Here is a 23,502-nt window from a genome sequence, read left to right on the forward strand (position 1 = left end):
TACGGGCTTTTTTATGTCTGGAATTTGAGTGAGTTCGTTAACGGCTAAAGCTAATAAACAATATGGCTAGAATGCCCATGAGCTCTTACAAGGAAATGTAGGTCATCGACATGCGCCCAATCTTTTAAAGAGTAAATGGCTTAGTTATTGATTTTTTGGGTGTATTTGTCACTGTAATTTGAAGTTCGAAGATAGTAATTATTATTTAAAACCTTACTATTATGAATTATTCCCTATTAATCGTTGATGTTTAATATAGGTCAGCTATCTTGATAGGCAATTCAACAGGTTTTATATATTTGGCTTAGTTTTCAAGTCAGCATTTTAGGGAAAAAAATGAAATTAGAAATGATTTGTACTGGTGAAGAAGTTTTATCTGGCCAGATTATTGATACCAATGCTGCGTGGGTTGCAAACACCATGATGGAGTTGGGAATTGAGACTCAACATAGAATCACGGTGGGTGATCGACTTGAAGATCTTAAGAACGCCTTTATTGAACGAAGCCATCATGCGGACGTAATCATTGTTAATGGTGGCTTAGGACCTACTAGTGACGACATGTCTGCAGAAGCTATGGCTTTGGCTAAGAGTGAAGAATTAGTTGAAAATATCGAGTGGCGTGAGACGCTCGTTAACTGGTTTGCTCGTAATAATAGAACAATGGCTAAGAGCAATTTAAAACAAGCTTGGTTGCCTGAGTCGGCTGTGATGGTAGATAACCCCGTGGGAACGGCCTGTGGCTTCAGAGTTAAGCTCAATAAGGCCTGGTTGTTCTTTACTCCAGGCGTGCCTTTCGAATTAAAGCACATGATTAAAGAGCAATTCATCCCTTTTATCAAAGAAGAGTATGGCATCAGCGAGAATACGTCGCTTAAAAAATTACTCACAATTGGTCATGGAGAATCCTCACTAGAGGATAGTTTGTCACCATTAAATCTTCCAGATGGGATTACGTTAGGTTATCGCTCTTCAATGCCGCACATTGAAATCAAGATTTTTGCACGTGGGGACAAAGCAATAAGCAAACTCCCTAGTGTGACTAAAAAAGTTAAATCAATTCTTGGAATCGCCGTTGTAGCAGAAGACAGGCCTACTTTAGCCGCTGAGATCCATAATAGATTATATCAGTCCGGTTTCAGCTTAAGCATTGCTGAGTCTTGTACTGGTGGGTTGATCACCAGTCAATTAATTGATTTTGCAGGCAGCTCTTCTTACCTTCATCATGGATTGGTGACCTACAGTAATGAATCTAAGGTAAAAATATTGGGCGTAAATCCGCAAATACTTGATGATTATGGGGCTGTTTCTATTGCCACTGTGGAAGCGATGGCGAGAGGAGCAAGAGATATTCTAGACAGTGATTTTGCATTATCTACCAGCGGAATAGCAGGTCCAGATGGCGGTTCTGATGATAAGCCTGTTGGCACTGTTGCAATAGCTTTAGCCACTAAGCACGCAGTATATAGTCAGATGATTAAGTTACCGAGCCGATCTAGGCAACTGGTGCGAAGTATCAGTGCCGCAATTGCCTATGATATGTTACGTCGTGCTTTGCTTGGTGAAGCTGTCATTGTTGATTACCCATCAATATCTCGATTTGCAAAGTAAATTACACCGATAAATGATCTAGTTCGTTAGATCGTTTATCTAATAGTTAAAAACTGGTTGTTGTGACGACATCGTATAAATCTACTTGGTGTTGATTTATGCCATTAACGTCTTCATTTTCTGGTGCTTTGAGCAAGCTAATTTTATTGCTCACCTGAATCACTTCCAATAACGTTGGTTCATCTGGTGGCATTAGAGTGGACATCACGGTATTTCTTAACGGTATATTTTTAAGCTTGATATGTTGAAAGATATCCCCTTTTTTAACGCCATGCATAGTGCCGATATTTATAGTGATAAACTCATCATCTCGATTTATTACCGTTGCTTTAGTTGCCTCACAACTCAATGTTTGGTTAATGTCTTGCGAGACTTTAAATAGAGTATCAACGATGGCTTTACCGTATTCACTTCGCCAAAATAAACTATTTGATAAATCAACTTTAGAGTAAGAGTCGAAGCTCCAACCTCCCTCACCATGGTATTCATCTTCTAGAAGTATGCTGTCGCTAATTCTATCGTACATAAACACTTTAATAGTGAAGTTACGCTTTGGGTAAATCGTATTGGTTAATAAAGCAGACTTTATTTCATTATATAAACCTATATCGCGTATATAGCCAAAGACTAAATATTGGCTTTGAAATTGGCTATTCAACCTATGTGAGATACTTTGAATGGTCTTTAGATTTATGCTGTCAAAGCTGGTCACAGGCTTAAACACCATCTGAGGTATCAGTTCTTCAACAAAGACGCTTGGTTGGTTGCTGAGTTCGTTTTTGAATCTAGAGGCTACATGAAATGGCAAAGTGTATATATCACCAGGCGCAGCCTGTTCAGGGGTCATCAAAGGAAACTGGGCAATGATTAGCTGTTTGGAATAAGCATCTTTAATGCAATTCGATTTAGAATGAAGATTCACCTTGAGATTAACGGTTAACTTACCTGCGGTTATCGTTTCATTAAGAATGACAATCTCACTGATTTGCTGTTTCGATACAATATTGCTTTTACTACTCGTAAGAATGCCATCTCTTACCGTATTTTCGATACTAATGTAACTACTTGCTTGAAGTGAGGCGTTTTCAATTGCTTGTTCAATAGCTAATTTACGCACGTCATTATAATCATCACCGTCATAGGGAATTGATGCTTGGCCTAAATACCACTGTGCATAGGACATTGATGGTAAGCAGAGCATTAATATTGCACATAGTATTTGCTTCATTGATTAGCCAAACACATTAAGCAGTTTAGAAATTAGCGATGGATCTTGATTGTCTTGTTGCTCTCCCTTGCCACTGACTTCAATCACTGTATTTCCGACCATGCTTGAATCAATTGAATGATCCGAGCCAATATCTGTCACTCTAATTTCACCTGAAAAGCGCACATATTCGTCGCCTTTATTCAGTTTTAGCCACTTTTCCCCAGCAACGACTAAGTTACCGTTAGGGAGTTTTTCTCTTACTGCAACAGTAATGGTACCAGAGAGAGAGTTATTGTGATTACTTGCAGAGGAGCTATCAAAGCTTTTATCTTGAGAGTAATCGGCGCTGAGATTGTTCTCATCGATGTTGATATTACCAGCGGTAATATTGGGGGATAACTCGAAATCATTGGAGCTATCTCTGGTATAGCTAACTGATTTTTTCGACGTCATCTCTTCATTTAATCTGATTAAGATCATATCACCAATATCATAACGATTATTGTTTTGATAAATATCATATACGCTGTCAGGGTTAAATATTGAGCCAGTAATTTGCTGCGCCTGTTGAATATTATTATTTCTGACAGGGCGATATTGAGGATCCCCTTTCATCACTTCGTCATCCGTTTCAATAACATTAACTGTGGTGTTTTCTTTAGTCGGTACTTTTATTTCAGCGACTTCAGTCGTTGTACAAGCTGACATACTTAATAGAATGAATGCTGCAAACGTGATTGTTAATTTCATTTCTGAACAACTGTGTTGAGGGTTTTATAAATTTTAACGTCAATTGAACTATGATATCTATCTTCTACACAGTAACTTCATTATCTTTACGCTTATTTACTAATATTAATGTTATTTGTTACTAACTATTGATATATATTGTTTGTGTGAGGTGTTGCATCTGTTTTAAAGTTTTTATATTTGAAAAGTAATATATGGATTTGTTGTGGATATATATTATTTGGTGGGGTTTATGCTTGCTTGCTATTAACTGCGTCATTTGTATTGGCTTTGTATTATTAATTGTATACTATAAATTTGCATGTGTATTTATATTTAAGCATGTTTTTGATGAATGAAATATTTTAAAAGTCTATTCTAACTTTACTTGGTTAAATACTATTATGACTCAGCAAGAATCTTTGTCTGCACTCTCTAGATCAACTGAATTAATCAAATCTGATAAAAGAATTCAATCCCAATCGAGTAGTGACTCCGATACATTTGCTGATATTCTGACAAGTGTCTCTAAAGTTAAGAGTGTCGGCAGTGCTGTGCTTGACTCTAGTTCAACCTCTGAAATATTTTCGGTAGACTCTTTGCAGCAACAAATACTGGCTGAGACTGGGCTAGGTAATTCAAGTATCTTATCGCTAAATATGAATAGCAGTATGATTACGGAGTTACAACAAGGCTTATTATCATCATTACAAAGCAGTATGCTCAAAACTGCTGTCACCAATGCAGTAGGCGAAAATACATTAGTTTCAGCTAAGGTCAGTTCCGAAGAAGTAAGCTCGTTAATAAGTAATGCGACACCAGAAGAATCTAATATTGGTGAAGATATTTATAAATTCTCTTTTGGTGAAGACGGTTTTGATCAAAAAGATGTTATCGATTCAGTGAATATCTTAAATCATACCCCAATATTATCTTATATTTACCAAGAAACCACCGATACTGAAATAAGTCCAGCTTCGACATTAGCAGGTAGTTTAATTTATTCTGATTATGTTGGTGCAGGTTCTACAGCGATTAAATTAATTATGGATTATTTTGCAGAAACTAATGCTGGGGGTATTGCAGCAGGAGTTAGTTCTTTTCTTTCAGATGATAATGATAAAGGTGCTTAATATCTTTATTGCGTAGAATTGTGCAGTGTTTAATTCACGGGTTAAGTATATTCTATTTATTTTTCTGATTTATTTATGAAATATTCTATTGGTAATTAATATGAAAATAATACTTCTTATGACTTGGTTTATATTAAGTGGTTGTGAAGCTTTAAATAGTCAACCAGCGCAATATCAGCCAACTGATTTTCCTGTTTTAAATGCTGTAGGTTATGCACCTATTGAGAAGCAACCTGCAGAAATGCGTTCAGAGCAGATTTTAATGGCTATGGAAGCGTCAAAGATCTTGGCGTATAGAGAATTAGCCGAACAGGTCTACGGATTGCAGCTCAACTCGCAAACAGCAATACAAGGTCACTCGCTGAATAATATCGCCACCAAGATTAAAGTTTCTGGTGTGATAAAGGGAGCCAAAGTTGTCAAGACTTATCCAATAGACGGCTTTTATGTCACCGAATTGGAGCTAGATTTTAAGCTGGTGCGAGATTTGTATATGCAGTCAGAAAACCCAGTGCACTCTAGCACCTTGGTGGTTGAGCCAGTAAAAAACTTTTAATCCATTCGATCTTTGATGAATATGGCTAGTTTTATTAAAAGTAGACAATGTTTTGTTAATAGAACTTGTCTGCTTACTTTGAGATTTTCACGTTACCGGCGTTTTAGTTGCAGGTGTACTTTGTATCTTAGCTGCTCATTTCTAATATGGTTTTCTCTTCCTTTATGGAATTACTGGCATAAAAAAGCGCCAGTCGGCGCTTTTAAATTAACGTAGGTTAGTTCAAATTAAAATGTTAGAACTTAATCACGATTTTACCTTTTTGTACTTCAATGGCTTTAGTCATCGAAGCCATTAGTGCTTGATTGGAGTCATTGGTGTCGAGCACATAGACGGGTTGTGATTCCAAAAACGTTCGCAAAAATATCATTAATTGTGGCGTAATCGGTTTAAGCATCTGTTCAATATCTGCAGGCTCAGATTTAACGCTAACCAAGTCGAGTTTCTTTAGAAAGATGCTTTTACTTTCTACGTCATACCATGGCTCTGCTTCAAAAGTGATTTCCATATCTGCTGAGATTGACTTAAAGGGATTTTTTACCCCCATCTCAGTTAATGCAGTAACAGAAATAGTATTTGGTTTATGACCTAACTCTACTTCCATATCATTGAGTTTAAGTTGTAATCCGAAGATTTGATTACCTTGAGAGACCTCATAATGCATTTCATTATTAAGATAATCTTCTACTTCCGACTCAGTGATACTGTACTGACTAGCACAGCCAGTCAGTAACAACATGCAACAGATTAGTATTGTTTTGAACAATGTCATTATCCTGTGTTTCTCATTCCTGCAGCTACACCTGCAATGGTGAGCATTAGTGCTAACTCCACTTGCTTTGAAGCTTGTTCTTCATTACGAGTACGGCTTAGCAGTTCTGCTTGTAAAAAGTTTAGCGGGTCAATGTAAGGGTTACGAAGCTTAACTGACTCTCTATTCCACGGAGTATGCGACATTAACTCTTCTGATTCCGTTAAAGATAATACTGCTTCAGTACCTAATTGTAGACTCGTACGGAGCTTTTTACCTAAATGATGTAAATCTTCTGGGACCAGTGTGCTTTCATAGTATCGCGCTAGGTTAGGCTCTGCTTTCATATAAACCATTTCTAGCATTGATATGCGGGTTTCAAAGAATGGCCATTGCTGTTCCATTTCTTTTAAAAGCTCAGTTTCACCTCGCTCATTTGCCGCAGTTAATGCCTCGCCCGAGCCGAGCCAAGCAGGTAACATCAATCGGTTTTGTGACCATGCGAATATCCAAGGAATAGCGCGAAGGCTTTCAATCCCGCCATCAACTCTTCTTTTAGCTGGTCGGCTACCAAGAGGCAGTTTACCTAGCTCCACTTCTGGGGTTGCAGCTCTGAAATAAGCCACAAAATCAGGCTCCTCACGAACGATTCCGCGATAAGCTTTAACTGAGTCATCCGCAATACGCTGCATGCAATCACGCCATTCTTGTTTTGGCTCTGGAGGAGGTAATAAAGTCGCCTCCATTACAGCTGATGTGTAAAGCGCTAAACTTTGTACGGCAACTTTGGGTAAGCCGAATTTAAAGCGGATCATCTCACCCTGTTCAGTAACTCGGATACGACCGTCAACCGAGCCCGGAGGTTGAGACAAAATTGCTTTGTGAGCTGGCCCGCCGCCACGACCAATAGAGCCACCGCGACCATGGAAAAGCATTAGTTTAACGTCAGCTTTTTTACACACAGCGACGAGTTGTTCCTGAGCATGGTATTGCGCCCAAGCTGCTGCCATGACACCAGCATCTTTCGCTGAGTCTGAATAGCCAATCATTACTTCTTGCATACCTTTGGTGTAACCACGGTACCAATCAATATCGAGTAATTGTGTCATACAGTCAGAGGCAGTGTTTAAATCGCTTAATGTTTCAAACAATGGCACTACACGCATTGGATGCTGGCAGCCCGTTTCTTTTAAAAGCAATAATACGGCTAGCACGTCAGAAGGTTTACTCGCCATTGAGATAACGTACGAGCCCAGTGCCGTAGCTGGTTGAGTTGCGACTAGCTGACACGTTTTAATGACTTCTTGAACGTCAGCAGAAGGCTGCCAAGCAGAAGGGATCAATGGGCGACGACTGGTGAGCTCTCTGAGCAAGAAGGCTTGTTTTTCATTTTCGTCCCAATGATCGTAATCACCCATGCCTAAGTAGCGAGTTAGCTCAGCGATGACATCGCTATGACGCTCGGCATCTTGGCGAATATCTAGTCGCAGCATATGAATGCCAAAACAGGCTAAACGGCGCAACATGTCTAGTAATAAACCATTGGCTATTAAACGCATGCCTGACTCTGACAAACTGCGATATAGTAATTCAAGTGGCTGTTTTAAATCATCTAGTTCCCATACCAAGTCATTATAGTTGACGTCGACTTGATGGCCTTCAAGGCGCGCATTTAGGTAGTCAATCGTGTTACGGAGTTTATGACGTAGGTGCCTTAACACATCGCGGTATGGCTCTTTACTGTTTGGAACGAGTGCCATTAACTCTGCGTTGGCATCTTCCATGGAGAGTTCATTAACCAATGAAACTACATCCTTTAAATATAATCTTGCCGCTGCATGGCGGTTGCGTAAGAGGACTTCCTCAGTCACGACTGAGGTGACAAATGGGTTACCATCTCTATCGCCACCCATCCAACTTGAGAATCTAACAGGGCAAATATCTGCTGGAATTTGTTGACCTGTTTTAGCTTCTACGTGATCATTTAATTGGCGTAAAAAGTCAGGTACTGCTTGCCATAGAGAAGCTTCAATAGTGCTTAACCCCCAGCGAGCTTCATCGACAGGTGTTGGTCGCTCATTACGAATTTCATTGGTATGCCAAATTTGGGCTATCAATTGACGTAATCTTAAATGAGATTGATTTCTTTCTCGTTCTGTTAATTGCTTATTTTCTTGCTCAGTTAGGCAATCGACAACGGCCGAATACTTTTGAATTAATGTTCGGCGGGATATTTCTGTTGGGTGCGCGGTTAACACCAAATCAATATCAAGTGTCTTTAAGCAATTGATAACATCTTGTTCATTGGCATTACTATTAAGCATTCTTCCTAGCAACTGCTCTACTGGGTCGGGCACACAAACTAGCTCATCACAGTTACGGCTTATGGTGTGAAATTGTTCTGCAATATTGGCTAGATTTAAGAATTGGTTAAAGGCTTTCGCAAAAGGAACCAGTTCTTCGTCTGGTAAGGAATTCAATAAAGTGAGCATTTGCTGTCTTGAGTCAGCGTCGCCTTGGCGAGACTCTTTTGCAAGAATACGGATTTGCTCTACTTTTTCGAGAAATGCTTCGCCAAGGTGATCACGCATCGTATCACCCAGAATCTGCCCTAAGCTACTCACATTCGAACGCAAAGAAGCGTACATGTCGGCGGTTTGCTCTGCCATAATTACTCCATAAGTTAACTTAATTAGCCGTTACAATATCAGACTTTAGCTAGCACAATAGCGAGGTGCGAGGGTATCGGTCAATGGCTTCTTCTATTAATTAAAATACATAATCGATTAACGCTGATGTTCATCACAACTATTTAATACAAGCCTGATAAATAAGCTTTTTCATTAACTCAACAGTTGGCGTTAAATACTCTAAGCCAATGTATTCATCTGGCTGGTGGGCTTGATTAATACTGCCTGGTCCCATCACCAAAGTTTGACAGCCAAGCTGTTTAATATAGGGTGCTTCGGTGGCATAATTGACGACTTCAGCTTGAGTGTTAGATATTTCAGCGACTAACTCTGTCCAGTAGCTATCAACTTTGCCAGCGAATGACTCAGAGCCAGGATATAAAGTCGATATTTCGATACTGCCTGGATACTGCTTATTAATTTCAGATAAATAGTTAATCACCATTAATTCTAAATCGGCTAATTCCATCCCAGGAAGAGGGCGAATATCTAAGTGTAAATCGCAGCAACCACATATACGGTTGGCGGCATCACCACCATGTATATGACCAAAATTCATGGTTGGATAAGGCACACTAAAAGCATCTTCGCGGTAATTCTCACTTAAATGCTGTTTAAGCTTCATTAGTTGGCCAACCACTTGGTGCATGATTTCGATGGCGTTCAAACCACGAGCAGGATCAGAAGAATGGCCGCTGCGGCCAATCACTCGGATCCCCTGAGCTAAATGCCCTTTATGCATATATACCGGTTTTAAACTGGTGGGCTCTCCAATGATGGCGTAGTCAGGCGCAATACTTTTAGCATCCGCAAATGCTTTAGCACCATTCATCGTTGTTTCTTCATCGGCGCTTGCAAAAATATGTAGCGGACGTTTTAACTCATGCAAAGGTATGCTTTTGAGTGCTTCCATAATGAGTGCAAAAAAACCTTTCATATCGCAGGTACCTAACCCATACCAGCGATTATCTTTTTCGGTTAGCTCAAATGGGCTTTGACTCCATCGGCCTTCATCGAAAGGTACTGTATCAGTGTGTCCAGCCAGCAATAACCCACCTTTACCTGAACCAATGGTCGCGACCAAATTTTGCTTACCACGACTGTCAGCAACAGTATGTACCGTGCAGTCAAAACCCATCTCTGAAAACCAAGATTGCAGAAGTTCAATAACTGCATGGTTACTCATATCCTGTTCTGCTTCTAATGCACTAATAGATGGTAGTGCAATCAGCTGTTTAAAAGCATCTTTTAGTTCTGGCAATGAATTCATAGGAACCTTTTTAGCTATCGCAATAAAATATGTATTCATTATTATTGCATAAGTAATAATTTGTGTTAGTCTAGCAAACAGCTAAGGTATTCACCATAACTTGATAACGATTTAAGAATTATAGATATGTATTTAATTGCGATTCAACTCACTGTAACAGATCCCAAGGTAAACTATCTTCGACGATAGTTTTATTCTCGAGCGCCCTGCTCACGTATTGATTCATCTTCAACAGTTTACTTACTTAAAGACGACAAAATAATGAAAAATATCGCAATTATTGGTGCAAGTGGTTATACCGGCGCACAAATCACCGCTCTTATTGATGCTGACGCGTCATTATCAATTCAAGGCTTGTACGTGTCAGAGAACAGTCTTGATAAAGGTCGTTTACTTGCGGACTTGTATCCGACTTATCAACATATTCAAATTCCTTTGTCTCCATTATCTGCTGCTGCAAAACAGACCATTGTCGAGCAAGCTGATGCTGTGGTACTTGCCACTGAACATTCTGTTAGCTTAGAACTTGCTGCTTTCTTTTATCAACAGGACTTAGCGGTATTTGATTTAAGTGGTGCGTATCGTTTTGCTGATGTTGAGCAGTACCCTAAATGGTATGGCTTTGAGCACACACAAGCTGCTGTACTCGCTGATGCGGTTTACGGTTTAGCTGAATGGAATCATGAGCAAATTGCACAAAGTAAAATGATTGCGGTTCCTGGTTGTTATCCAACAGCATCATTAACGGCGCTTAAACCTTTAAAACCAATGTTAACTGACGCATATCCAGTGATTAATGCCGTCAGTGGTGTGACTGGCGCGGGCAGAAAAGCACAGTTGCATACCAGTTTTTGTGAGGTGAGCTTAACGCCATATGGCGTTTTAGGTCATAGGCATCAACCTGAAATTGCCACGCAATTAGGGCAAGAAGTTATTTTTACGCCGCATTTAGGTAATTTTAAACGTGGGATTTTAGCTACGATTACTGTGCAATTAGCCAAAGGGACAACCGAAGCTAATATTGCAGCAGCATATCAAATCTATGACGATTGCCCGTTAGTCAGTGTGAAGCATAATCAATTTCCTAAAGTTGATGATGTCGTTAACACACCCAATTGTATCGTCGGTTGGAAATATGATCCGCAAAGCAATTACCTTGTGGTTGCCAGTGCAATCGATAACTTAATGAAAGGTGCTGCTAGCCAAGGCTTACAGTGCATTAAAATTCACTTTGGTCTTTAACAGGAAGTAACAATATGTCAAATAACAAGCCTGTTATTGTGCTTAAAGTGGGCGGCGCATTATTACAATCAGCTTCAGGCATGGCAGAGTTAATGTCTGTTGTCGCAGACATGATGTCACAGAAGCAAAAGGTTATTTTTGTACATGGTGGTGGTTGCTTGGTGGATGAGCAATTAACTGCAAACGGAAAAGAAACGATTAAGCTTGATGGCTTACGGGTAACACCTGCCGATCAAATCCCAATTGTTGTTGGTGCACTAGCTGGAACAGCTAACAAGTTATTACAAGCTGCAGCCATTGAGGCTGGCATTGTTTCAGTGGGTATGAGTTTAGCGGACGGTAATTCTGTTCATGCATCAATAAAAAATGAAAACCTAGGCTTAGTAGGTGAAGTCTCCCCGAACGACCCTAGTTATTTAAATTATTTACTATCACAGGGCTGGCTGCCGATTTGTAGCTCGATTGCTGTCTCTTCGCAAGGTGAAATGCTCAATGTCAATGCAGATCAAGCTGCGACAGCACTTGCCAAATTAGTTGAAGGTCAATTAGTGCTGTTATCTGATGTTCCAGGTGTATTAGATGGCAATAAAGAGTTAATTACTGAGCTAAATCAACAACAGATTTCAGATTTAGTTCAGCAAGGCGTGATAGAAAAAGGAATGAAGGTCAAAGTAGAAGCGGCATTAGAAGTTGCTCAGTGGATGGGGAAACCAGTGCAAGTTGCATCTTGGAAACAACCTCAACAATTAATTGCCTTAACGAACGGACAATCCGTTGGCACTCAAATTCAGCCATAGGAGTTAAATACTAATGGAACATTTATTATCAATTAAAAATTTATCGCAAACTGAACTGCTCGATTTATTAGCGTTAGCGAAAAAAATCAAAGCTAATCCAGCAGATTACAACCAAGCATTAGCAGGCAAAAGTGTCGTAATGCTGTTTGAAAAACCTTCGCTGCGAACCCGCGTTAGCTTTGACATTGGTATTAATAAACTCGGTGGCCATGCTGTTTATCTTGATCAGCAAAATGGCGCATTAGGTAAACGTGAGCCTGTTTCAGATTTTGCGACTAATATTTCTTGTTGGGCAGACGCGATAGTCGCGAGAACCTTTTCGCATACTACCATTGCGGGCTTAGCCGAACATGCTTCTGTCCCTGTTATTAATGCCTTATGTAACTTATACCACCCGTGCCAAGGTCTAGCTGACTTCCTAACATTGTCTGAAAAATTTGATGATGTCAGTAAAGTGAAATTAGCTTACTTAGGTGATGGTAATAATGTCACTCACTCTTTGATGTATGGCGCAGCGATTTTGGGCGCGACGATGACAGTCGTGTGTCCTCCAGGGCATTTCCCTGATGGCCAAGTAGTTTGTGAAGTTCAAGCATTAGCGGCTAAACATGGCGGTCAGCTTATTTTGACCTCAGACGTTAATGAAATGGGGCCGCAAGATGCGATTTATACTGATACTTGGATCTCTATGGGTGATGACACTTCAATGGCAGAAATTGAAGCTAAATTTAAACCATACCAAGTAAACATTGAGCTGATGACAAAAGTGGGCGCTAACTTCTTTATGCATTGTTTACCAGCATACAGAGAAGTAGAAGCAACTGCGGAAGTTGTTGATGGTGAAGGCTCACTCATTCTGCAACAAGCTGAAAATAGAATGCATGCGCAAAATGCAGTGCTAGTGACCTTGTTGGGTTAATTGAAAATTTCGTTGGTTGGCTAAAAGCGAACCTACTTTACACAGTTTATGTTAGGAAAAATTAAAGATGTCTATTGAAACACAAACCAGTATTAAGAAAGTTGTATTAGCGTATTCAGGTGGTTTAGACACCTCAGCCATTATCCCATGGTTGAAAGAGACCTACGATAACTGCGAAATTATCGCATTTTGTGCTGATGTCGGTCAGGGGGCAGAAGAGCTTGAAGGTTTGCATGAAAAAGCTATCGAGTCTGGTGCTTCTGAATGTTATATCGTCGACTTAAAAGAAGAGCTGGTGGCTGATTACATCTACCCAACGATTGCAACGGGCGCAATTTACGAAGGGACTTATTTACTAGGAACGTCAATGGCGCGTCCTATTATTGCTAAAGCACAAGTCGAAGTGGCTCGTAAAGTGGGTGCTGATGCAGTTTGTCATGGTTGTACTGGTAAAGGTAATGACCAAGTTCGTTTTGAAGGTTGTTTTGCTGCGCTTGCTCCAGATTTAAAAGTCATTGCACCTTGGCGTGAGTGGTCAATGGTGAGCCGTGAAGATTTATTAGATTACTTAGCTGAAAGAAACATTGAAACCACAGCTTCGGCGACCAAAATCTATAGTCGTGATGCTAATGCTTGGCATATCTCGCATGAAGGTGGCGAGCTAGAAGACCCATGGAACGAGCCAAGCAAAGAAGTGTGGACCATGACGGTTGCACCAGAAGATGCGCCGAATACGCCAGAGTATGTTGCGTTAAATATTGAAAATGGCCGTGTGACTCATGTTGACGGTGTGGCTTTATCTCCATACGCAGCATTAATGCAGTTAAACGAACTTGCTGCCGCGCATGGTGTAGGCCGTATCGACATTACTGAGAACCGTTTGGTTGGCATGAAGTCTCGTGGTTGTTATGAAACGCCAGGCGGCACTGTGATGTTTGCTGGTCTTCGTGCCATTGAAGAGTTAGTACTTGATAAAACAAGTCGTGAATGGCGTGAACAGGTTGGCGCCCAAATGGCTCATTTGGTCTATGACGGTCGTTGGTTTACACCGCTGTGTAATTCATTGATTGCTGCGTCAGAAGCATTAGCTGGGCTGGTTAACGGTGAAGTTGTGATTAAGCTTTACAAAGGTCAAGCAAGTGTTGTTAAAAAGCGTTCTCCAAATAGCTTATATTCAGAAGAGTTTGCGACGTTTGGTGACGATAATGTTTACGACCAAAAAGATGCTGAAGGCTTTATTCGCCTTTATTCTTTATCAAGCCGTATCAGAGCACTTAACAGCAAATAAGCTCAACTGTTAAGAGTAAACAAACGGGGCTGATATAAGCCCCGTTTTTGTCAGATTAATGTAATTGAATTAAAGAATTTAAAGAGGGTATCGACATGGCGTTATGGGGCGGAAGATTCAGTCAAGAAAGCAGCGCATTATTTAAGTTATTTAATGACTCACTGCCAGTAGATTATCGTTTAATTGAAGAAGATATTGTCGGCTCGATTGCTTGGGCTACGGCGATTACTTCAGTGGGTATTTTAACCCAACAGGAATGTGAGCAATTACATGCAGCATTAAACGAGCTACTTGCTGAAGTTGCTGATAAGCCAGAAGCCATTATTGCTTCAGGTGCTGAAGATATTCATAGTTTTGTGGAACAATCTTTGATTGCTAAAGTGGGCGATTTAGGTAAAAAACTGCACACAGGACGCTCTCGTAATGACCAAGTGGCGACAGATTTAAAGCTATGGTGTAGAAAAGAGGGTGAGCAATCACTTGCGCTGCTGCAAAAGCTTAGAGGTGCATTAATTGACCTTGCTGCACGTGAAATAGATGCTGTTATGCCAGGTTACACCCATTTACAAAGAGCTCAGCCAGTATTATTTGGTCACTGGTGTTTAGCTTATGTAGAAATGTTTGAACGTGATATTAGTCGTTTAGAAGATGCATTAAAGCGTGCTGACACGTGTCCTTTAGGTTCAGGCGCATTAGCTGGTACAGCTTATCCTATGGATAGACATGCCATTGCTGAATCTCTCGGGTTTGCGACGCCAACATTAAATAGCCTTGATACCGTATCAGATCGCGACCATGTGATTGAGTTATGCAGTGATGCATCTATCAGCATGATGCACTTAAGCCGTATGGCTGAAGATTTAATTTTCTTTAACAGCGGTGAAGCGGGCTTCATTGATTTAGATGATGAAGTGACATCTGGTTCATCATTAATGCCACAAAAGAAAAACCCTGATGCACTTGAGCTTATTAGAGGTAAAACTGGCCGTGTTTATGGCAGCTTAATGGGCATTTTAACCACCATGAAAGCATTACCTTTGGCTTATAACAAAGACATGCAGGAAGATAAAGAAGGCTTATTCGATGTGATGGATAGCTGGTCTATCTGTCTTGAGATGGCTGCACTTGTGTTAAGCGGCCTACAAGTTAATCGTGAAAGAACCTTAGCTGCAGCGCAACAGGGTTACGCTAACTCTACAGAATTAGCTGATTATCTTGTTGCTAAAGGAATGCCATTCAGAGAAGCGCATCATGTAGTGGGCGAGGTGGTAGTGGTTGCTATTGGTAAGCAAACACCGTTAGAAGAATTACCACTTGCTGAATTAAAGCAATTTTGCGACGTCATTGAAGATGATGTATATGCCTGTTTAACTATTGAATCTTGTTTGGAAAAACGTGAAGCATTAGGTGGTACATCTATTCTTCAAGTGAAACAAGCATTGGCTGTAAAGCAAGGTCAGTAATCACCAGTGTTAGCTGAATAGGTAACGCTTAAAATTATAAAAGCCCTGAGTTAATCATTAACTCAGGGCTTTTTGTTATGTCAGATTAACTTTTAGAATAAAGCGATTACTGAAATAAATCATCTGTTGGGTTTTCGATGAAAATATTTTCATCTGTTATCTCTTCTTTTGCGTATTCTTTTGGCTCAGTGCCCTCAACAAAATACTCAAAAGAGGTGGTATGATCCGTCTTACGGGTCAGTAGACCCGTTGCCAAATCGATACGTGCGGAGATAATGCCTTTAGGCGGAATCGTTGTCTTTTCCTCAGTGCCTTTGAGCGCCTGATTCATAAAGTCATTCCAACCCGGCCCTGCGGTTTTCGCACCCGCTTCAGCACCTGATATTTGGTTTTCTGGCCCATCAGCTACCCAACTTGTGCGACCGAGTCTGCGGCTATGATCATCAAATCCAACCCAGAACGTAGAGGTTAATGTTGGATTAAATCCACTAAACCAAGTGTCACGAGATTCATTGGTTGTGCCAGTTTTACCCGCAATATCACGGCGCTTTATCAAGCGAGATGCACGCCATGCTGTACCATTCCAGCCTGTACCTTTACTCCAGTCGCCACCACCCCAAATTACACTTTTAAGAGCTTCAGTCACCAAGAACGCAGTTTGCTCAGTAATAATTCTTGGGGCAAAGCGGCTATTTTCATCACCACACAGTGGTAATGTGTTGTTGCTACTTTCAGTCTCAATGCTCTCCTCAAGTTCAGCGCCTTGAGAGCGTGCAAATTCAGCCGCCATAGCCGCAAAAGGGTCATTCTCATCACTTGCTACTTCAGCCATTTTATCAAGGACAGCAGGCGTGCAAGCTAATAGTGGATTGGCTTCCTCGATGACATTATCAAATGAATCGGTTACTTGTGTAATGAAATATGGCTCAACTAAGTAGCCGCCATTAGTAAATACATTGAATGCAGTAACCACTTGCAAAGGTGTAACCGAAGGTGAACCTAGCGCGACAGATTCATTACGAGGTAAGTCGTCAGGATCAAAACCAAACTCAACTAACTTGGCTATGGTGTTATCTAAACCAATATGTCTCATTGTACGTACAGACATGACATTAACTGACTGGGCCAGACCTACACGTAAACGAGTTGGGCCACCATAAATATCCGGCGAGTTTTTAGGACGCCAAGCTGTACCTTGTCGAGTATCTGGTTTATTGATTGGCGCATTATTAATTAATGTTGCCAAAGTATAGTCGTCTTCAAGTGCAGCAGAGTATATGAAAGGTTTAATATTAGAACCTAACTGACGTTTGGCTTGAGTGACACGGTTATACTGACTTTGGGTAAAGCTAAAACCGCCTACAAGAGTTTTAATCGCACCATCACTTGGTTCAAGTGAAACTGTGGCACTAGAGACTTGAGGAATTTGAGAGAGTTGCCAATATTCGCCATTATTTCTAATCCACACTTTTTGACCAACAGCTAAAATATCTTCCGCTTTCTTTGGTGGTTTTCCTTGGCGTCTATCTGATATAAATTTACGAGCCCACTTTAAGCCATTCCATTCCAACAGAATTTCTTCGCCTGCGGCATTCAATACAGTTGCTTGTTGCTCATTTATCGCAATAACAGCAGCCGGCATAATGCCTTGCATAGGGCGCGTTTTCTTCAAATTAGCGATAATATCGCTGGTGGCCATACTTTCAACTGTAGGTTCTGAAGGCCATAATTCGGCGATAGACCCTCGGTAACCGTGACGCTGATCGTAAGCAAATACATTATCTCGTAATGCACTTTGGGCTTTTAATTGTAAATCAGAAGATATGGTGGTGTAGACGTTATAGCCATTGGTATAGGCTTCTTCTTCACCGTATTGACTTACCATATACTCTCGAGCCATTTCAGAAATATAGGGTGCATATAAATCAATTTCAGCACCGTGATATTTTGCTGTGATCGGTGAATTAATGGCTTCTTGATATTGCGACTCAGTGATATTGCGTTTTTCAAGCATTCTACTGAGTACCCAATTACGACGTGTTTTAGCTCGCTCTGGGTTACGAATAGGGTTGGCTGCAGAAGGCGCTTGGGGTAAGCCTGCAATCATTGCCATTTCTGGTAATGTCAGTTGAGTTAAATCTTTACCGTAATAAACTTGAGCAGCAGCACCGACACCATATGCGCGGTTACCTAAGAATGAACGATTCAAATAGAGTGTTAAGATTTCTTCTTTAGTAAGTGCTTTTTCAATTTTTAATGCTAAGAAAATTTCTTTGGTTTTTCGAATATAGGTTTTTTCGCGTGATAAAAAGAACCCTCGGGCTACCTGTTGAGTAATCGTACTCGCACCTTGGCTTTTTTTACCCGTGGTAATTAAAATGACCGCAGCACGAACAATACCGATAGGATCGATGCCTTTATGTTCAAAAAAGCGAGCATCTTCGGTATCCAAAACAGCATTTATTAATTGCTCAGGCACATCCTGATATTCAATTGGGATTCTTCTTTTTTCACCAAACTGAGAAATAAGTAGCCCGTCACTGCTGTATATTCTTAATGGTGTCTGTAATTTTACCGTTTTGAGTGTATTTACATCCGGTAATTCAGGCAAAAGATAATAATAAGCTGCGACAATAGTGCCGACGCCTAATAAAGTTAAGCTAAATATAGCAATAAGTATTCGTTTTAACCACTTCACCGAAATATTCCAAAAATCATAAATATGCTCGCTAGTATATAAGCGGGAGGGTTTTTGGTGAAGTAAAAACATGAAAACAAAAAAAAACAAGTTGTAAAATTTAGAAACATTTAATACAAATACTTATAACGAGTTGATTTTGTGCTAATCTATTTTAAAATATAAAAAAATAAATGCGATGACGGAATATGCTTTCTAAATTTTGGAAGCGTCAGGCTCCGCAAATGGTTGGAATCGATATTGGTTCTCATGAAGTAAAAGCCATTTTGCTTAGCAAGACCGCTGATGGATATAAAATTCTAAACTATATATCTGCTCCTTTGAGAAAAGGTGCAGTTGTCGATCATGAGATCCGTGATGCTGAAGCGGTAATTGAATCATTAAGGCATATAAGGCGTGGACTGCCAAAAGGAATTAAGTCTGCTGCTGTTGCGGTCTCTGGCTCTGCTGTAATGACAAAAGTGATTTACATGGACGCTTCATTAAATGAAGAAGAAATGGAAGCACAGATTGAAATTGAAGCAGATAACCTTATCCCTTATTCACTCGATGAAGTGAGTATCGATTTTGAAACACTCAATGCCAACACAACTGACCCGACGAAAGTTGATGTGCTATTAAGTGCTTGTCGTACCGATAATATTGATTCCAGAATGGATTCTTTGGATGCAATTGAACTTGATACTAAGGTTGTCGATGTTGAAGCTTATGCTTTAGGTCGGTCATCTGAGTTGATTCTTGCTCAGCTACCTGAAGGTGCTAACGAAAAATCTGTGGTTTTGGTGGATATTGGTGCCAATATGACTACCTTTGCAGTGGTTGAGCATGGCGAAACAACTTTTATTCGCGAGCAAGCATTTGGTGGTGAACTATTTACCCAATCAATTTTATCGTTTTACGGCATGTCTTATGATGAAGCTGAAAATGCCAAAATAACCGGTGAGTTACCACGCAATTATATGTTTGAGGTGTTATCACCTTTCCAAACACAGTTATTGCAGCAAATTAAACGAACGCTTCAAATTTATTGTACAGCCAGTGGTAAAGATAAAGTTGATTATATTGTCTTAAGTGGCGGAACGGCAAAACTTGAAGGCATGACAGCATTATTAACTAATGAATTAGGGGTGCATTCAATTGTTGCAGACCCATTCCAAGGTTGTTTACATGCTGATGTTGATATTAAAAACCAGCTAGAGCCTAGTATTAGTAAATATATGGTTGCCTGTGGTTTAGCGCTTAGGAGTTACGCTCAATGGCGAACATAAACTTACTTCCATGGCGTGAAGAGGCCAGAGAAAAACAAAAACGAGATTATATAGGTATATTAGCGTTAGTTTTCTTAGTGACGTGTTTAATTGTATTTTTAGCATTAAGCTTTATTGAGGTTGTGACTGATGATCAACGTCAACGAAATGCATATCTTCAGACTGAAATATCTTTTCTTGATAGCCAAATCGCAGAAATAAGAAAAATTACTGCACGCAAGAAAGATATTGAAAGACGTACTAAGATTATATTAAACCTACAGCAATCTCGTAATTTGCCGACACATGTTTTAGATGAACTCGTGCGTATCGTTCCACCAGGAATATATCTTTCAAGTATTGAAAAGAAAGGTAGCTTACTTTGGATTGAAGGTCGCAGTGAATCAAATAACAACGTTGCGAATATGATGAGAAAAGTCAAAACATCGCAATATTTAAATGATCCAAGCATGCAGTCGATCATTAGTCAAAACGAAAATTTAAGACAATTACAGAAGTTCAGATTAAGAGTGACCATTTTTGATGACACTCTACCAATGGATTCAACTGAAGGAGGTCGAAAATGAATCTCGACTTAGAGCAGTTTAATGATATTGATTTTGAAAACATTGGTGGTTGGCCTACTTTAGTCAAAGTTGTTTTTGCCGTTTTTCTTTCATTGACAGTGATGGGAGCGAGTTATTACTTGTTCGTATCTGATGCATTAGATGTACTCGATACAGAAGAAAGAAAAGAAATTACCTTAAGGGAAGACTTTCAAAGTAAATATCGTCTAGCTGCAAATTTGAAATTATATCGTGAGCAGTTAGTGGTAATGGAAGCGCAATTTGCAGAATTGCTAAAAATGCTACCTTCTGAAAATGAAATGCCAGGCCTATTGGATGACACCACCTTTGTTGCGACCGATGCTGGTTTACGTATTAACAGTCTGGATTGGGATACTGAAATCGAACGCGACTTCTATTTGGAGTTCCCAATTAAGCTGGCCGTAGTCGGTGATTATCACCAACTAGGTAATATGGTCAGCGGTGTAGCAAAATTACCTCGTATCGTTAGCTTGCATGACTTTGTTATCAAGCGTGATGAAAGTGGAAGTTTATCGATGGATATTCTCGCGAAAACCTATCGATTTAAAGAAGGTGCACAATTACCAGCAGATCAAAATAAGGGGAAGAAATAATGAAATTCTTGCCTTTGTTGTTGGTGGTATTGATGTTAACTGGCTGTATTGGTGATCGCAGTGATTTAGAGTTGTTTGTGACAACAACTAAAGCGCAGCATATTGCTCGTATTCCTCCGTTAAAAGAAACACCTAAGTTTGAACACTTTGCCTATCAAGCAGAGTTAATGCGCAGTCCTTTTGTACCACCTTCACGAGAGCTTACCGAAGAAGTGGTGGATACCAGTAGAAATTGTCTACAACCTGATTTGAAACGCCGTAAGGGGCGCTTAGAAACATATGCGATAGACAATTTAAGAATGCGCGGTACGTTAAGTGAAGATGGCACGACTTGGGCTTTAGTAGAGTCATCTGATGCAAACGTATATCGCTTAGGGGTCGGTGAGTATCTTGGACTTTATCATGGGAAAATCGATAAAGTGACACCGCAATATATTGAAATTATAGAATTAATTCCTGATGGTTCTGGTTGCTGGGCTGAAAGAGCAAGTAACTTAGAATTAACAGGCAAATAATGTGCGAAGGATGAGGGAATAATGAAATCTTCTGCCGCGATGCAAACATCGACAAAAAAAGTCTCACTATTTAAAGCAGTATTAAGTGTTGTTTTAATGATGGGCGCACTTCCAAGTGCAATAGCCGCCAATAAGTTAATGGATGTAAAATACCATTCTGTTGTCGATCACCAATTAGAATTAGAACTTGTATTCGAGTCCGCGCTTGATAAACCTGAAGTTGATTTATCAGGATCACCAGCGCAAATCATTTTAAGTTTTGAAGACAGCATTTCAAACCTTGAAAAAGATGACATCACTATTGATAGAGTCGGTGTTGAAGGATTAAAAACAACTCAAGTCGATGGGTCTTTAAATGTTGTTGTCGATTTAACTGAAGTGAAACCGTATCAAGGAAAAGTGGTTGGCAATACCTACCGTTTAACTGTCAATGATACGGCTTCAGGCCCTGATAATGCTGATAACCCTTTTGTTAATGGCATTGATACTATTGATTTTCGCCGTAACAAAGCGGGTGGTGGAGACTTACTGATACATTTGAATAATCGCTCAGTTGCAGCAAATGTTGCCCAAGTGGGTTCGAAGTTAGAAGTGAAGCTTTATAATACAGATATTAAAAATGAGCATCTGTATGTCATGGATGTACAAGACTTTAATACTCCAGTGACCAGTTTTGAAACTTTTAAAGATGATTTAACTTCTCGTATTATGGTTGATGTCGATGGCAACTACGATTACAACTACAAACAAGAAGGCAATGTTTTTAAAGTTAGTATTAATAAAGTTGAGCGTGCTGCAGTAGCTAAAGAAGATAAGAAATATAATGGCCGCTCATTATCGCTGAACTTTCAAAATATCTCGGTGAGAACTGTTTTACAGATTATTGCTGATTATAATGATTTTAACTTAGTTACAAGTGACACAGTTGAGGGCAACATTACCCTTCGTTTAGATGATGTACCTTGGGATCAGGCGCTAGACTTAATTTTACAAACAAAAGGTCTTGATAAGCGTATTGAAGGTAATATCTTGATGGTTGCGCCAAGTGAAGAGTTGGCAATACGAGAAAGACAAGATTTAGCAAATCAACAAGAAGTTAAAGAGTTAGCTCCGCTTTATTCTGAATACATTCAAGTAAACTATGCAAAAGCAGTTGATATTGCTGAATTGATGAAGAGTGCAGATTCAAGCTTGCTATCGAATCGGGGCAGCGTTGCTGTTGATGAGCGAACCAATACTTTGTTAGTTAAAGATACTGCCGAGTCTTTAGAGACAATTCATCGTCTAGTTGAAGTCCTTGATATACCGATTAAGCAGGTGTTGATTGAAGCCCGTATGGTGACTGTTAAGGATAACGTTTCAGAAGATTTAGGAATACGTTGGGGCATCACAGATCAGCAAGGTGATAAAGGGACTTCAGGCTCACTGGAAGGTGCAAATGATATTGTAACAGGTGTTATTCCTGCATTGAGCGATCGCTTAAATGTGAATTTACCTTCTTCAGCGACTAATGCGGCAAGTATTGCATTTAGTGTTGCGAAAATGGCAGATGGTACTGTACTTGATTTAGAGTTAAGTGCATTAGAACAGGAAAACAAAGGCGAGATTATTGCTAGCCCGCGTATTACAACGTCAAATCAAAAGTCAGCCTATATCGAACAAGGTGTTGAGATCCCATATGTTGAGTCAGCATCAAGTGGCGCAACAACGGTAACCTTTAAGAAAGCGGTATTATCCCTAAAAGTTACACCACAAATTACCCCTGATGACCGTGTCATTCTTGATTTAGAGATTACTCAAGATACTCGAGGTGAAACCGTTCAGACAGGTACAGGTGAAGCTGTATCGATTGATACACAACGTATCGGAACCCAGGTATTAGTTGATAATGGGGAAACGATTGTGCTTGGTGGTATTTATCAGCAAAGTTTGATTAGCCGAGTCAGTAAAGTCCCAGTTTTAGGCGATATTCCTCTAGTGGGTTTCTTATTCAGAAATACGTCTGATAGTAATGAGCGTCAAGAACTACTTATTTTTGTAACACCAAAAATTGTAACTGAAAAACTTTAAAATTAGTTTGATAAAAATACCAGCTTTTGCTGGTATTTTTTTGTCTGAAATTTAGGTAGCTGATTAATTTTATTAGTAAAAGCTTAATCTTCTCATTCTGTGCTGTTGAGGG

At 39.9% G+C, this 23,502-nt stretch carries 19 protein-coding genes; 13 read left to right on the forward strand and 6 right to left on the reverse strand.

All coding sequences use genetic code 11. From position 1 onward, the window contains the following. Positions 1-336 precede the first annotated feature (336 nt). Entirely contained in the window at positions 337-1,611 is a 1,275-nt protein-coding gene (locus AB4153_RS18890; RefSeq protein WP_102527717.1) for a CinA family nicotinamide mononucleotide deamidase-related protein, read from the forward strand. A gap of 46 nt (positions 1,612-1,657) precedes the next feature. On the opposite strand, the gene AB4153_RS18895 is transcribed toward AB4153_RS18890, so the two are convergent. Continuing rightward, complete coding sequence (locus AB4153_RS18895; protein WP_102527716.1) at positions 1,658-2,839, reverse strand: flagellar assembly protein T N-terminal domain-containing protein; 1,182 nt, start codon at positions 2,837-2,839, stop codon at positions 1,658-1,660. Positions 2,840-2,842: 3 nt separating this feature from the next. Next, positions 2,843-3,571, reverse strand: a complete 729-nt coding sequence (locus AB4153_RS18900; protein WP_102527715.1) for a flagellar basal body L-ring protein FlgH — start codon at positions 3,569-3,571, stop codon at positions 2,843-2,845. A 383-nt stretch (positions 3,572-3,954) separates the two neighbouring features. On the opposite strand from AB4153_RS18900, the gene AB4153_RS18905 reads away from it, so the two are divergent. Both AB4153_RS18905 and AB4153_RS18910 read left to right on the forward strand, forming a co-directional pair. Continuing rightward, positions 3,955-4,683: a hypothetical protein gene (locus AB4153_RS18905; protein ID WP_371998377.1), complete on the forward strand. Its 729-nt coding sequence runs from the start codon at positions 3,955-3,957 to the stop codon at positions 4,681-4,683. Between the two features lie 100 nt (positions 4,684-4,783). After that, on the forward strand, positions 4,784-5,239 hold the full coding sequence (locus AB4153_RS18910) for an LPP20 family lipoprotein (RefSeq protein WP_229370941.1): 456 nt from the start codon (positions 4,784-4,786) through the stop codon (positions 5,237-5,239). Between the two features lie 235 nt (positions 5,240-5,474). Here the strand turns inward: AB4153_RS18910 and AB4153_RS18915 are convergent, their stop codons facing one another. From AB4153_RS18915 to argE, 3 genes are all read right to left on the reverse strand, one after another. Further along, complete coding sequence (locus AB4153_RS18915; RefSeq protein WP_371998378.1) at positions 5,475-6,005, reverse strand: DUF1439 domain-containing protein; 531 nt, start codon at positions 6,003-6,005, stop codon at positions 5,475-5,477. 5 nt (positions 6,006-6,010) lie between these two features. Further along, positions 6,011-8,659 (reverse strand): phosphoenolpyruvate carboxylase, encoded by a 2,649-nt coding sequence (gene ppc / locus AB4153_RS18920; RefSeq protein WP_371998379.1) that lies wholly within the window; start codon positions 8,657-8,659, stop codon positions 6,011-6,013. A 139-nt stretch (positions 8,660-8,798) separates the two neighbouring features. Further along, the gene (gene argE, locus AB4153_RS18925) at positions 8,799-9,950 is read right to left on the reverse strand and encodes an acetylornithine deacetylase (RefSeq protein WP_102527710.1); all 1,152 of its coding nucleotides are present in this window, start codon (positions 9,948-9,950) and stop codon (positions 8,799-8,801) included. Between the two features lie 261 nt (positions 9,951-10,211). On the opposite strand from argE, the gene argC reads away from it, so the two are divergent. The 5 genes from argC (at position 10,212) to argH (ending at position 15,659) form a co-directional block, all read left to right on the forward strand. Continuing rightward, positions 10,212-11,192, forward strand: a complete 981-nt coding sequence (gene argC / locus AB4153_RS18930) for an N-acetyl-gamma-glutamyl-phosphate reductase (protein ID WP_371998380.1) — start codon at positions 10,212-10,214, stop codon at positions 11,190-11,192. Between the two features lie 14 nt (positions 11,193-11,206). Beyond that, positions 11,207-11,989, forward strand: coding sequence for an acetylglutamate kinase (gene argB, locus AB4153_RS18935; RefSeq protein WP_371998381.1), 783 nt, complete (start codon positions 11,207-11,209; stop codon positions 11,987-11,989). A 13-nt stretch (positions 11,990-12,002) separates the two neighbouring features. Further along, the gene (locus tag AB4153_RS18940; protein ID WP_102527707.1) at positions 12,003-12,908 is read left to right on the forward strand and encodes an ornithine carbamoyltransferase; all 906 of its coding nucleotides are present in this window, start codon (positions 12,003-12,005) and stop codon (positions 12,906-12,908) included. 67 nt (positions 12,909-12,975) lie between these two features. Next, positions 12,976-14,196, forward strand: a complete 1,221-nt coding sequence (locus tag AB4153_RS18945; RefSeq protein WP_102527706.1) for an argininosuccinate synthase — start codon at positions 12,976-12,978, stop codon at positions 14,194-14,196. 95 nt (positions 14,197-14,291) lie between these two features. Next, positions 14,292-15,659 carry an argininosuccinate lyase gene (argH, locus tag AB4153_RS18950; protein ID WP_371998382.1) on the forward strand — a complete coding sequence of 456 codons (1,368 nt, stop codon included), beginning with the start codon at positions 14,292-14,294 and terminating at the stop codon, positions 15,657-15,659. A 106-nt stretch (positions 15,660-15,765) separates the two neighbouring features. Here argH and AB4153_RS18955 read toward each other — a convergent pair whose 3' ends face one another. After that, positions 15,766-18,357: a penicillin-binding protein 1A gene (locus AB4153_RS18955; protein ID WP_371998383.1), complete on the reverse strand. Its 2,592-nt coding sequence runs from the start codon at positions 18,355-18,357 to the stop codon at positions 15,766-15,768. Positions 18,358-18,545: 188 nt separating this feature from the next. Between AB4153_RS18955 and AB4153_RS18960 the strand changes: the two genes are divergently transcribed. The 5 genes from AB4153_RS18960 to AB4153_RS18980 are packed head-to-tail and all read left to right on the forward strand — an operon-like array spanning position 18,546 to position 23,390. Further along, positions 18,546-19,625: a pilus assembly protein PilM gene (locus tag AB4153_RS18960; protein ID WP_102527703.1), complete on the forward strand. Its 1,080-nt coding sequence runs from the start codon at positions 18,546-18,548 to the stop codon at positions 19,623-19,625. Continuing rightward, on the forward strand, positions 19,613-20,191 hold the full coding sequence (locus tag AB4153_RS18965; protein WP_102527702.1) for a PilN domain-containing protein: 579 nt from the start codon (positions 19,613-19,615) through the stop codon (positions 20,189-20,191). The genes AB4153_RS18960 and AB4153_RS18965 overlap by 13 nt, the downstream gene beginning before the upstream one ends. Beyond that, positions 20,188-20,805 carry a type 4a pilus biogenesis protein PilO gene (locus AB4153_RS18970; protein ID WP_102527701.1) on the forward strand — a complete coding sequence of 206 codons (618 nt, stop codon included), beginning with the start codon at positions 20,188-20,190 and terminating at the stop codon, positions 20,803-20,805. The genes AB4153_RS18965 and AB4153_RS18970 overlap by 4 nt, the downstream gene beginning before the upstream one ends. Then, positions 20,805-21,320 carry a pilus assembly protein PilP gene (locus AB4153_RS18975; protein ID WP_371998384.1) on the forward strand — a complete coding sequence of 172 codons (516 nt, stop codon included), beginning with the start codon at positions 20,805-20,807 and terminating at the stop codon, positions 21,318-21,320. The genes AB4153_RS18970 and AB4153_RS18975 overlap by 1 nt, the downstream gene beginning before the upstream one ends. Before the next feature lie 21 nt (positions 21,321-21,341). Then, the gene (locus AB4153_RS18980) at positions 21,342-23,390 is read left to right on the forward strand and encodes a type IV pilus secretin PilQ (protein ID WP_371998385.1); all 2,049 of its coding nucleotides are present in this window, start codon (positions 21,342-21,344) and stop codon (positions 23,388-23,390) included. Positions 23,391-23,502: the final 112 nt, after the last annotated feature.

The organism is Shewanella sp. 10N.286.52.E4 (genome assembly GCF_041468785.1).
In the GTDB taxonomy this organism is placed as follows: Bacteria; Pseudomonadota; Gammaproteobacteria; order Enterobacterales; family Shewanellaceae; genus Shewanella; species Shewanella electrodiphila.